10 protein-coding genes are annotated in these 12419 nt (G+C 70.5%); 6 read left to right on the top strand and 4 right to left on the bottom strand.

The features are described 5' to 3' along the window. Nucleotides 1-26 precede the first annotated feature (26 nt). From HNQ52_RS17635 to HNQ52_RS07725, 6 genes are all read left to right on the top strand, one after another. A complete protein-coding gene (locus HNQ52_RS17635; RefSeq protein ID WP_425486486.1) occupies nt 27-902 on the top strand; it encodes an ABC transporter ATP-binding protein in 876 nt (291 codons plus the stop codon). Continuing rightward, the gene (locus tag HNQ52_RS07745) at nt 899-1720 is read left to right on the top strand and encodes an ABC transporter permease (RefSeq protein WP_183960528.1); all 822 of its coding nucleotides are present in this window, start codon (nt 899-901) and stop codon (nt 1718-1720) included. Before HNQ52_RS17635 ends, HNQ52_RS07745 begins: the two co-directional genes overlap by 4 nt. A 40-nt stretch (nt 1721-1760) precedes the next feature. Beyond that, nucleotides 1761-2096 (top strand): PadR family transcriptional regulator, encoded by a 336-nt coding sequence (locus HNQ52_RS07740; protein ID WP_183960527.1) that lies wholly within the window; start codon nt 1761-1763, stop codon nt 2094-2096. 2 nt (nt 2097-2098) lie between these two features. Continuing rightward, nucleotides 2099-3025, top strand: coding sequence for a serine/threonine-protein kinase (locus tag HNQ52_RS07735; RefSeq protein WP_183960526.1), 927 nt, complete (start codon nt 2099-2101; stop codon nt 3023-3025). A gap of 232 nt (nt 3026-3257) precedes the next feature. Beyond that, nucleotides 3258-3917 carry a YoaK family protein gene (locus tag HNQ52_RS07730; protein ID WP_183960525.1) on the top strand — a complete coding sequence of 220 codons (660 nt, stop codon included), beginning with the start codon at nt 3258-3260 and terminating at the stop codon, nt 3915-3917. Nucleotides 3918-3997: 80 nt separating this feature from the next. Then, a complete protein-coding gene (locus tag HNQ52_RS07725) occupies nt 3998-4345 on the top strand; it encodes a GFA family protein (RefSeq protein WP_183960524.1) in 348 nt (115 codons plus the stop codon). 36 nt (nt 4346-4381) lie between these two features. Here HNQ52_RS07725 and HNQ52_RS07720 read toward each other — a convergent pair whose 3' ends face one another. The 4 genes from HNQ52_RS07720 to HNQ52_RS07705 all read right to left on the bottom strand — a co-directional run bounded on the left by HNQ52_RS07720 (nt 4382) and on the right by HNQ52_RS07705 (nt 12396). Beyond that, a complete protein-coding gene (locus HNQ52_RS07720; protein ID WP_183960523.1) occupies nt 4382-6433 on the bottom strand; it encodes a glycoside hydrolase family 97 protein in 2052 nt (683 codons plus the stop codon). Nucleotides 6434-6495: 62 nt separating this feature from the next. Then, nucleotides 6496-8016, bottom strand: a complete 1521-nt coding sequence (locus HNQ52_RS07715) for a tryptophan halogenase family protein (protein WP_183960522.1) — start codon at nt 8014-8016, stop codon at nt 6496-6498. 43 nt (nt 8017-8059) lie between these two features. Further along, entirely contained in the window at nt 8060-10648 is a 2589-nt protein-coding gene (locus tag HNQ52_RS07710) for an alpha-1,6-glucosidase domain-containing protein (RefSeq protein WP_183960521.1), read from the bottom strand. 329 nt (nt 10649-10977) lie between these two features. After that, nucleotides 10978-12396, bottom strand: coding sequence for a solute:sodium symporter family transporter (locus tag HNQ52_RS07705; RefSeq protein ID WP_183960520.1), 1419 nt, complete (start codon nt 12394-12396; stop codon nt 10978-10980). Nucleotides 12397-12419: the final 23 nt, after the last annotated feature.

The raw sequence follows: 12419 nt of genomic DNA, 5'->3' as shown, positions 1-12419 counted from the left end.
CGGACGCGCCGCACGCCGCGGCACCGGTGGCGCGGCTCGACACAGTGAGCAAGCGCTACGGCGCCACCGTGGCGCTGGACGCGGTGACGTTCGACGTGCGTGCCGGCGAACTGCTCGCCCTGCTCGGGCCCAACGGCGCCGGCAAGTCCACCGCCATCGGGCTGTGGCTCGGCACGCTGCAGGCCGATGCGGGCAGCGTGCAGCTGCTCGGCGGCGCGCCGTCGGACGTGCAGCGCCGGCTCGGCATCGGCGCCATGCTGCAGGACGTGAGCCTTGCACCGATGCTCGACGCGCGCGAGCACATCGCGCTTGCGGCGAGCTGTTACGCGGCGCCGCGCACCGTGGACGAGACGGTTGCGCTCGCCGGCATCGGTGCGTTCGCCGGCACGCGCTACGGGCGCCTGTCGGGCGGGCAGAAGCGCCAGGTGCAGTTCGCGGTCGCGGTGTGCGGGCGGCCGCGGCTGCTGTTCCTCGACGAACCCACGGTGGGCCTCGACGTGCAGGCGCGCGAGGCGCTGTGGTCCACGCTGCGCGCCCTGCGCGACGACGGCTGCGCCATCGTGCTGACCACGCATTACCTGGAGGAGGCCGAAGCGCTGGCCGATCGCGTGGCGGTGCTGGCGAAGGGCCGCATCGTGGCCGACGGCACCGTCGACCAGATGCGCGCGCTGGTGGCGCGCCGCCGCATCCGCTGCGCGAGCAGCGTGCCGCTCGACACCGTGCGCGGCTGGCCGGGCGTGGTGGACGCCGCACGCGATGCGCGCCTGCTGCACGTCACCGCGACCGACGCCGAGGCGGTGGTGTGCCGGCTGTTCGCCGCCGATCCGGCACTGTCGCAACTGGACGTACGCCAGGCGAGCCTCGCCGAGGCGCTGACCGAACTCACCGCGGAGGCCGCATGAACGACGTCGCCGACACCCCTGCCATGACCACCGTCGCCCTCCCCGGTGCCGATGCGCCGCTGCCGCTGCCGCGCCTGCTGCACGCGTACATGCTGCACGCGCGCTTCGAGCTGCTCGGCGCGTTGCGCACGCCGGGTTTCGCATTGCCGTTCATCAGCGTGCCGGTGCTCGTCTACCTGCTGTTCGGCGTGCTGATCAGCGGCGATGCGGACGGCGGCGAACTCGGCGCGGGCCTGCCCAACTACCTGTTCGCCGGATTCGCGACGATGGCCGTCGCCATGCCCGGCATCTTCAGCGGCGTGATCCTCGCGCAGGAGCGCGAGGCCAATCTGCTGCGGCTGCGGCGCGCGATGCCGCTGCCGCCGGGCGCGAGCATCGTGGCCAAGGTGGCGATGGCGACCGCGGTGGCGGCGATCGCGGTGGCGCTGGTGGCAGCCGCGGCGCTGCTCGCCGGCAGGATCACGCTGTCGCCGGCGCAGGTGGGCGTGATGTGCGGCGTGCTCGTGATCGGCACCGTGCCGTTCGCCGCGATGGGACTGCTAATCGGTGCGCTGTCGTCGGCGTCGGCGTCGCCGGCGTGGGGCAATCTCGTGTTCCTGCCGATGATGTGGCTGTCCGGGCTGTTCATGCCGTTGCCGGACGTGCTGCGGCCGTGGGTGGTGCTGTGGCCGACCTTCCATCTCGACCAGCTCGCGCTCGGTCTGGCCGGCGTGGCGGAGTTCACGTGGATTCCGCCGTCGGTCGCCGCGGCCGCGCTCGCGGGCGTGACCGTGCTGTGCGGCGGGCTCGCGATCCGGCGCCTGGCGCGTGTGGGTTGACGATAGCCGTGCACGCGCCGCACGCAGTACTGTGCACGTCATGGCCGATGCCGATGCCTTCGCGAAACTCGAACTGGAACTGCGCCGTGGCGTGCTGGTGCTCGCCACGCTCTCGCAACTGCGCGCGCCGCGCTACGGCTACGCGCTGCGGCAGGCGCTGGCCGACGCCGGCCTGCCGATCGAGGAAGGCACGCTGTACCCGCTGCTGCGCCGGCTGGAGACGCAGGGCGTGCTGCAGAGCGAGTGGAAGATCGAGGACGGCCCACCGCGCCGCTATTACGCACTCAACGCCGACGGCCATGCGCTGCTCGCCAAGCTCACCGCGGCCTGGCGCGCGATGAACGGCGCCATGGACCGTCTGCTGGACGAAGGATGACGATGGACGCCAGGCAGGTCATCGAGACTTACGTCACCGATGTCGCGCTGCTGTTGCCGCGCCGGCAGCGCAACGACGTCGCGTTCGAACTGCGCGCGCTGCTCGGCGAGGAACTGCAGGCGCTTGCGGATGCCGCGGGCCGCCCGCCGGATGCGGAGATGGCGCTGGCGCTGGCGCGCGGCATGGGTCGGCCGGCGGATGTGGCGGCACGCTACCGACCCGCGGTCACCATCATCGACCCGGCCGACGGCGCCGCCTTCCGGCGCGCGGCGTGGATCGGGCTCGTGGTCATCTGGGGCCTGGGGCTGCTGCGCAGCTTCTGGCCGCCGCTGCCCGAGTCCGGCGTGCTCGGTGCGCTCGGGCACTGGTGGACGACGGCGGCATTGCCGTCGCTGTGGTGGCCGGGAGTGCTGGTGGCCGGCTTCGCGGCCGCGGCGTGGGGACGGCGACGCTGGCCGCGCACCGCCGACTGGATGCCGCGCCCCAGCGACGCCGCCGGCAACCGCGGCCTGCTCGTCGTGGCTGCGGTGGCGGCGCTCTGCGGGGCGTGCGTGCTGGTGGCGCCGGCCTACTTCATCGACGCCGCCCTCGGCGGACGCGCCGCGCCCGTGGTGATCGAGTCCTTCACCTACACCGAGACGTTCCGGCAGCGGCAGGGCATCGTTCTGCTGGTGCTGCTGTTCGCCCAGGTGGCGCTGATGGCGGTGGCGATCGTGCAGGGTCGCAGACCGCCGCTGCTGCGCCGCGCGGAAACCGCGCTGGCGTTGCTGTTCTGCGCCGCGATGGCGTGGACGATCGCGTCCGGCCCGATCTTCCTTGGCGCCGAGAGCGACCGCACCGCAAAGTCGCTGCTGATCCCGATCCTCGTGTGCACGCTGATCGGGATCGGCCTGCAGTGGTATCGCCGCGTGCGGCCGGCGCCGGGCTGACGCGCGAGCGGGCGACACGTGATCCGGCGGTGCCGATGCGGGCGCGCCAGCTCCGTGTCCTCGCCGCTTCGGACGTACACTGCGCCTGAGCGCCTGCGCCTGCGCCGCGCTGCAACCGCAATCGATTGATTGGAATCGCGTCGGACAGGATGAACGTGGATCGCGTCGCAATGCGGACGTTGGCCTCGCCGGGATGCGCCGCCCATCGCGGCCCGCTGCGTTTCGCGCATCCATGATCACGCGGCTGCCGCCGTGGGTGTGGGCGGGTGCATGGGTGCTCGCATTCATCGCGGGCATCGTCAACGTGGTCGGCCTGCTCGGTTTCGAGCACCAGGCGATCACGCACCTCACCGGCAACAGTTCGCTGCTGGGTGAGGCCATTGCCTCGCTGGATGGCGCCGCCGCGGTCAAGTTCGCCGCGCTGATCGGCGCGTTCGTGCTCGGCACCGCGGTCAGCGGCTACATCGTGCAGGACAGCGCACTCACGCTCGGGCGGCGCTACGGCGTGGCGCTGCTGCTGGTGTCGCTGCTGCTGTTCGTTGCGGTGCCGTTGCTGCAAGCGCGCAGCGCCTGGGGCATGTACGCGGCCGCGTGCGCATGCGGCCTGCAGAACGCGATGGCCAGCACCTACAGCGGCGCGGTGGTGCGCACCACGCATGTGTCGGGCATGTTCACCGACCTCGGCATCGCGCTCGGGCACCGGCTGCGCGGACTGCCGGTGGACGGGCGGCGGGTGCGGCTGTGCGTGTGCGTGATCACGGGGTTCCTCGCGGGCGGCATCGTCGGCACGTTCGCGTTCCGCGCGATGGGGTACGCGGCGCTGCGCGTGCCCGCCGCGCTCACCGGCGCTGTGGCGGTGGGTTACGGCGTGTACCGGGCGCGACGCGCGTGATGCATACCGCCGCGGTGCTGGCACATGCGGCGCGATCACGGTAGCGTGCCGCATCGGCAACCACGCACACGGAGCATCCGATGGCACACACAGGCAGCTGTCACTGCGGCAAGGTCGCATTCGATGTCGACGGCGAACCCGACAGCGCGCTCGCCTGCAATTGCTCGATGTGCCATCGGCGCGGCTCGCTGCTGTGGTTCGTGCCGCGCGATGCGCTGCGCCTGCGCACACCCGAGGCGGACGCTGCGTCCTACACGTTCAACCGGCACGTCATCGTGCACCGCTTCTGCGCCACGTGCGGCATCCACACCCACGGCGAAGGCGTCGACGGCAACGGCAATCGCGTGGCCGCAATCAACCTGCGCTGCATCGACGGCATCGCGCTCGATACCATCCCGGTGACGCACTACGACGGGCGCGCGCTGTAGCGCAGCGGCCCCCGGCCCGGCCCGTCGCAAGGCATCTCACCGCGCCGCAAGGTCCGCAGGCGTGAAGCGGATCGCCTGGCCGCCGCCCGCGGCCAGGCGCAGCTGCAACGTGTCTGCGCTGGTGACTTCGCGCGTTTCGACGGCGAAGGCGAACGGCGCGGTCTTCCAGTGCGCGTCGTCGCCGTCGCGGTAGATCTGCGCGACGTAGCGCCGGCCCGCATCGAGAAACGACAGAGGCACCGGCAGCACGCGGCCATGCTCGTCGGTGACGCTGCCCAGGTACCAGTCCTCGCTGTTGCGGTCCTTGCGCGCGACGGTGACGAAATCGCCGATGGCGCCGTCCAGCACGCGCGTCTGCGCCCAATCCACCGGCACGTCGACGATGAAACGGAACGCGTCCATGTGCCGTTCGTAGTTATGCGGCAGATCCGCCGCCATCTGGATGGGGCTGTAGAGCACCACGTAGTTCGCCAGCTGCTTGGCGAGCGTGCTTTCGATGCGTGCGCCGCCGCGGCCGGTGAGACTCAGCACGCCCGGGGTGAAATCCATGGGCCCTGCCAGCATGCGGGTGAAGACGAGATTGGCCTCGTGCTCGGGCGGATTCGGCGGCTGGCCCCACGCGTTGTACTCCATGCCGCGCGCGCCTTCGCGTGCGATCCAGTTCGGATAGGTGCGTCGCAGCCCGGTGTCCTTCACCGGCTCGTGCGCGTTGATCGCGATGCGGTGTTTCGCCGCGGCCTGCACCACGCGCAGGTGGTGGCGCACGTTCCACTGGCCATCGTGCCACTCGCGCAGCACCGGGCCGCCGGGCGTGTCCTGGCGTTCGATCTGGCCGGCGTCGCAGACGTAACCGGTCTTCACCTGGTCGATGCCGAGCCGCGCGTACAGCGCGAACGCGGCATCGAGCTGGCGCTCGTAGTGGCTGACCGCACAGGCGGTTTCGTGGTGGCCGATGAGATGCACGCCGTGGCGTTTCGCGTACGCGGCCAGTTCCTCGATGTCGAAGTCGGGCGTGGCGCGCGTGAAATCGAAGTTCCAGCCGTTCGAGAACCAGTCGCCGTCCCAGCCCGGATTCCAGCCTTCGACCAGCACGCCGCGGAAGCCGTGCCGTGCGGCGAAATCGATGTAGCGCTTGGTGTTCGCGGTGGTCGCGCCGTGCTTCGGACCGGTAGCCCAGGTCGAATCCTCCAGATGCAGCTCCCACCACACGCCGACGTACTTGGCCGGCTTCACCCAGCTGACGTCGCCGAGCACGCTGGGTTCGTTGAGGTTGAGGATCAGGTTGGACTCGACCAGCCCGCCGGCGCGGTCGTCGATCTGCAGCGTGCGCCACGGCGTGTGGAACGGCGCGCTGCGGCGCACGCTCCAGCCCTCGGCGCCGGGCGCGAGTTGCACCTTCAGCCGCTGCCCGTCGACGCGCCGCAGCCACATCGCCGCGTAGTCGACGAGCGCGGCTTCGTGCAGCGCGATGTGCAGACCGTCGCGCGTGCGGATCGTGAGCGGCGTGTGCGCCTGGCCCACCTCGGCGAGCGGCGTGCGCGTGTAGAGATATTCGTAGCGGTTCCACTCGCCCGCGGGGATCCACCACGCCTCCGCCGGCGCCGCAATCGCGAACTCGGTAAGCTCGTCGTCGATCAGCACGTCGGCGCCGCTACTGTCCTGCGGCTGCTTCGGAAATTCGTAGCGGAACCCGACACCGTCGTCGAAGAGACGGAACACGACATCGACGCTGCGTTTGTGCAGCGTCGTCTCGGTGAAGGTGGCACGCAGCTCGTTGTAGTGATTGCGCACGAAGCGGCTTTCGCCCCACGGCTGTTCCCAGGTCTCGTCGCGCATGGACGTGGACTGCGCCGTCAGCGCGAGATTGCGCTCGAAGCGTCCATCGCGCAGCAGCAGCCCCAGGCGCGACGGCGCGATCACCGGCTCGCCAAGCCGATCGATGCGGTACGCGAGGCGGCCGTCGTCGAGTTCGAGCGTGACGGCGAGCACCTTGCCCGGCGACGCGAGCGTGGCGACGGACTCGGGCGCGGCGCGGACGATACCCGCGCCCGCCAGCGCAAGAACGAGCATGACGCAGCGTGTGTTCATGGGTTCCTCACGAGAAATTTCCGGAGACGTGTTGCCTGCGGCGAGCCCCGGCCGTGCACAGGTCACGCAACGGCGTCCGCCTTGCAATGCCGCTGGATGAACGCCTCGTGCGTCGGCATCGCCGCGGCGGAGCGCTCCAGCACGCCCTTCACGCCGTCGAGGAACTGCCGCAGCTCGGCATCGCTCAGCAGATCCACCATCGCGTGGTACGACGCCGGCAGCACGTCCTGCCCGAGCAGCACCTGCACCCAGCTCAGCTCGGTGAACAGCTCCTCGTGCTCGCGGAACAGGCGGCCGCCCTCGCGGAACAGGGCGATCTTGTGCGCCAGCGTGTCGGGGATCGGCATCTCCCGGCAGCGTTGCCAGAACGCGCCGGGGCGTTGGGTGGCCTTGTAGTGCAGCAGGATGAAGTCGCGGCTGCGGGTGTATTCGAACTGCAGCACGCGGTTGTATTCGTCGATGCCGGCCGGCGCGAAATCGCGGTCCGGGAACAGCGCGACGAGCTTGGAGATCGCGGCCTGGATGAAGTGGATGCTGGTCGATTCGAGCGGCTCCATGAAGCCGCTGGCAAGGCCGATCGCCACCACGTTGCGGTGCCAGAACTTCCGCCGCATGCCGGTGACGAAGCGCAGCGGGCGGGGGTCGGCCAGCGCGCGGCCGTCGAGGTTTGCGAGCAGCGTGGTGGCGGCTTCGTCGTCGCTGACGAACTCGCTGCAGTAGACATAGCCGTTGCCGATGCGGTGCTGCAGCGGGATGCGCCACTGCCAGCCGGCGTCGCGCGCGGTGGAGCGCGTGTACGGCGTCAGCGGCGACACCGATTCGCACGGTACCGCTAGCGCGCGGTTGGCCGGCAGCCAGTGGCTCCAGTCGTCGTAGCCGGTGTGCAGCGCCTGCTCGATCAGCAGGCCGCGGAAGCCGGAGCAGTCGATGAAGAGATCGCCGTCGATGCGCTCGCCACCGGCGAGCGTGACCGATTCGACGAAGCCGTCGGCGCCGCGCAGCGTGGTGTCGACCACCTTGCCCTCGGTGCGACGCACGCCGCGCGCTTCGGCGTAGCCGCGCAGGTACTTCGCATACAGTCCCGCATCGAAATGGAACGCGTGGAACACGTTCGACAGCGGCGAATTCTGCACGTTGGCGCCGCGCAGGAACCTGTTGCCGCGCGCGGCGACGGTGTTGAACACGTAGTCGCCGAGTTCGCCGGCCCAGCCCTGCGCGTGCGCCTTGCGCCAGTACTGCCAGAACGGCACCACGCCTAGTTCGCGCCCGCCGATCGGGCCGAACGCGTGGGTGTAGCGATGGCCCGGGCGTGTCCAGTCGACGAACTCGATGCCGAGCTTGAACGTGCCCTGCGTGCGGCGGATGAACTCGTCCTCGTCGAGCCCGAGCGTGCCGTTGAACAGGCGGATCTGCGGAATGGTCGCCTCGCCGACACCGACGATGCCGATCTCGTCCGACTCCACGAGGCGGATGTCGACGCTGCGGCCCAGCAGCTTCGCCAGTGCCGACGCGGTCATCCAGCCGGCCGTGCCGCCGCCGACGATGACCACGGACCGGATGCGCGAATCGGACGATGCGTTCATGCGTGCGATGCCATGGGGGGACGCGGGAGCCGAGCGTGCCGCGTCACGGCGCGCGCGGCAACACGAACGCCACCGCCGTGCGCGCGGGCACGCGCAAGGTGCCGGTGTCCGCGTCGAAACGCGCCTCGCGCGCGCGGCGATCCGCGGCGGCCTCGGCCGCGTGCACCGGATGCAGCACGTAGGCTCGGCCGCGCTCGGTGGGCAGCACCAGCGTGCGCGCGTCGGTCTCGGCATTGAGTGCGTAGAGGATCGCGTCGAAGCCGGCATCCGCATGGCCGCGGCCGTCGAGGCGGCCGACGATCACGCCGGATTGCTGCGCGGGTCCGGTGTTGAGGAAGCGCAGTCGGTTCCGGATCTCGTCCGCGCTGCGCAGGCGGAACAGGCCGGAACTGCCGCGGATGCGCAGCAGGTCGCGGAAGGCATCGCGCGTCCACGCGATGTCGTCGGCGGACGGCTTGATGCCGGTGTCCGCAAGCACCGGACGCATCAACTCCCAGCTCGCGGCGTTGTCCTGCGCCGGCGGCAGCCCGGCACCGAAGCCGTTGTCGGTGTACGTCCAGTCCAGGCGATTGAACCAGTCGCCCGAATCGAAGCTGTTGCGGTCCATCGATTTGCTGCGCAGGATGTCCTGCCCGGCGTGGAAGTACGCGATGCCCTGGCTGAAGGCCACCAGCGCCGCGCCGAGCGTCTGCACGCGCGCGCGCTCGGCGGCGGGCGTGTCGCGCGGCAGCTTGAAGGCGTTGAGATCGAACAACGTCTGGTTGTCGTGGTTCTCGACGTAGTTGACCACTTCGCCGGGTTGGCTCGTGTACCCCGCCGGCTGCCCGGCGTAGTCGATGGCCGACGCCGGCAGCGTGCTGCCGGATGCGGTCTCGAACGCGTACGAACGCAGCGAGCCGGCCAGCCCGACGCGCAGCAGGTCCGCGCGGCGCGCGTCCGCGCCGCCGTTGAGCCAGCCGGTGTTGCGCACCTGGTCGATGCCGTTGTCGCCGGCGCTGCCGCCGCGCGCGGCGTCGCGCGCGCGATCGCTGAAGGTGGCGATGCCGCTGCCGCCGAGCGACAGCTGCGAGGCCTGCACGAAACGTGCGCCGTCGGCGATCTCGCCGAAGTTCCAGCCTTCGCCGAGCAGATGGACATGACGGCCGGCGGCCGCGTCGACCGCGCGCTGCAGCCGTTCCATCGCCGCGCGCGGCTGGTGGCCCATGAGGTCGAAGCGAAACGAATCGATGCGGTAGTCGCGCGCCCAGGTGACGGCCGAGTCGATCATCAGCCGTTCCATCATCGCGTGTTCGGTGGCGGTGTTCGGGCAGCAGGTGGACGTGGCCACGGTGCCGTCGGGCAACAGGCGCTGGTAATAGCCCGGCACGATGCGGTCGAGCACGGAACGTGCGTCCTGGCCCGCGGCGCTGGTGTGGTTGTAGACCACGTCCATGCCCACGCGCAGGCCGGCCGCGTGCAGCGCCATCACCATGCGGCGGAACTCGAGGATGCGCGCGGCGCCGTCGTCGGCATCGCTCGCGTAGCTGCCCTCGGGCGCGGTGTAGTGGAACGGATCGTAGCCCCAGTTGAAGCAGTCGCGCGCCGCGTGCGCGGCGACGATCGCCTGCTGCCGCTCGCTGTCCGGCGTACCGCCGACATCGGGCGTGAGGCAGCCGCGTTCGGGAATCGTGGCGATGTCGAACACCGGCAGCAGGTGGATGTCCGTGATGCCGGCCTGCGCCAGCGCGCGCAGGTGGCGCATGCCGTCCGATGCGGTGTCGGTGAAGGCGAGGTACTTGCCGCGGTGGGCGGACGGCACGCTGGCATCGCCGATGCTGAAATCGCGCACGTGCAGTTCGTACAGCACGAGATCGGTGGCGGCGGCCGGCAGCGGCGGACGCGGTGCATCGGTCCAGCCTGCGGGCTGCAGCGATGGCGCGCCGAGATCGGCGATGTAGCTGCGGCGCGAGTCGGCGGAGAGTCCGAGCGAATACGGATCGGTGACGCGGTTGCGCACGAGGCCGACGTTAGGAACGAACACGTCGACGAGCCACGTGGCGTAGCGGTGCGCCGGACCGGCGTCGACCGTGCCGCGCCAGATGCCGGTGGCGGCGTCGCGTTGCACCGGATGCAGCCCGGTGGCCGCGCCGCTGGCGTCGGCGTAGGTACACAGCGCCACGCTGCGTGCCGTCGGTGCCCACAGCGCCGCGCGCGTGTGTGCGCCGTCGGGGTGCAGGCCGAGCGCCGGCGCGTCGGCCGCCGCCGCGTAGAGGTCGTCGAGCGCGCGCGCGTGCTGCAGCGTGGTGATGTCGAGGATCGTGCCGCCGGCGTCCTCGTGCGTGATGACGAGTTGGCCGCGGTGCAGGTCCGGCAGCGCTGCGAGGTCGGACTCGCGCACGTGCAGCTCCACGCCGTCCGCGATCCACGGCAGGCCTGGCATGGTGCCCTGTGCGATGTCGAGATCCAGCACGCGGTCGGCGCCGGTCAGCGCGTCGTTGCCGCGCACGAGGGTCGCATCGCGCGCGTGATGCAGGCGGAAGCGTCCGCTGCGGTCGCGTCCGGGCCAGCGCAGCGTGCGGCCATCGAGCCAGACGGCGCGCGCGTCGAAGGCGGGGCCGGACACGGCGCGCAGCGTGCGTGCGTGCTCCGGCATGTCGCAGTCGGCGAGCGCAGGGGCGTGGGGGGTTGCGTTCGCCGTGGTAAAGCATGCGAGCAGCACGGATGCGACGATGTTTCCGGCGAAGCGAAACGATCTGCGCTTGCCGCAACCGCTATGCCGCTTCTCTCCTTCTCCCGCCGGGAGAAGGTCCCCGGCAGGGGGGATGAGGGACGCGGCTGCCACCGGTGCCGCGCGCGTTTGCGTGCGAGGTTCTTCCCTCACCCGCCCTGCCGGGCACCCCGGTTCATGTCCGGGGCAGGCTCGTCTCCCGACGGGAGAAGGAACGCATGGCATGCGTCGAGTCGACCACATGGCCATGCAATTCACGATCGCACCGCCGCCGTCACCGGCGCCGGCCGCAGCATGCGATCCAGTGCCGCGATCACCAGCAACGTCGCCGCCAGCGTGATCGCCATCAGATGGATGTAATGCAGCGGCGTCCAGACGAACGTGAACACCGCATACAGCGCCGCGCCGAACGCGATGCCGAGCTTCACCGGCAGCGCGCCGACGCCGCGCATGAAGACCGCGGCAAGGAACGCCGCGAGCACCGGCATCGAGTACAGCCCGTTGAGCTGCTGCAGCGTCGCGATGATGCTCTGCGCATGCTGGTACAGCGGCACCATCGCGAGCGAGACGAGCGTGAAGACCAAGGTCACCCACTGGCCGACCCGCTTCACGTCGGCGTCCGGGTTGATCTTCGCCAGGTGGAAATCGCAGGTGTACAGCGCGGCGGCGGAATTGAGGCACGAATTGAAGCTCGACAGCACCGCGCCGACGATCATCGCGGCGAACGCGCCGGACAGCCACGGCGGCAGCACGTCGCCGACGAGCCGCCCGTACGCCACGTCGCCCACGTCGCCGTAGAGCTTGAATGCGATCACGCCGGGCAGGATCACGATCAGCGGGGTGAGGAACTTGAACGCGGCGGCGGCATAGATGCCCTTCTGCGCCTCGCGCATCGTCGTCGCGGCCAGCGCGCGCTGCGCGATCACCATGTTCGTGCCCCAGTAGAACACGTGGATGAACAGCATGCCGGTCAGCAGCGTCGTCCACGGAATGTCGGAGTCCGCGGCACCGATCAGCGTCCAGCGTTCGGCCGGGATGCCGGACAGATCCCAGTCCACCGCCACCAGCGCGAACACGGTCACCGCGAGCCCGATCACGAGCAGTCCGATGCCGTTGTAGGTGTCGGAGATCGCGATCGCGCGCAACCCGCCGAACGCGGCATACAGCAGCCCGCCGAGCGCGAACGCGGCCGCGATCGCCACCAGCGGCACGTCGAGCGCAAAGCTCGATTTGACGAACACCGCGCCGGTGTACAGCACCACCGGCAACAGGATGAACATGTAGCCGAGCAGGAACAGCAGCGACACCAGCCGACGGATGCCCGCATCGCCGAGGCGTTTTTCCAGCAGTTCCGTCGTGGTGGTGCACTTGTACCTGTAGTACATCGGCACCAGCACGTGCGCGAGCACGATCAGTCCGGCCGCGGCGCCGAACTCCCACCATGCCACGAGCATCATCTGCGCGCCGTTCATGCCGACGATCTGCTCGGCGCTGATGTTGGTCAGCAGCAGCGAGCCCGCGATGAACGGCCAGGTGAGCCCGCCGCCTGCGAGGAAGTAATCGCGCGATGCGTCGGCGCTGCGCTGCGCGCGGCGACAGCGCCACCACGTGAGCGCGGCCACGAGCGCGGTGAGCGCGGCAAAGACGGCGATCTGGGTCGCACCGGTGTCCATCGATTCCCTCCCCCGGATGACGC

This window comes from Chiayiivirga flava (assembly GCF_014202825.1).
Taxonomy (GTDB): Bacteria; Pseudomonadota; Gammaproteobacteria; order Xanthomonadales; family Xanthomonadaceae; genus Chiayiivirga; species Chiayiivirga flava.
The sequence above is the reverse complement of the archived record's forward strand: the minus strand, read 5'-3'. Positions and strand labels throughout refer to the sequence as shown.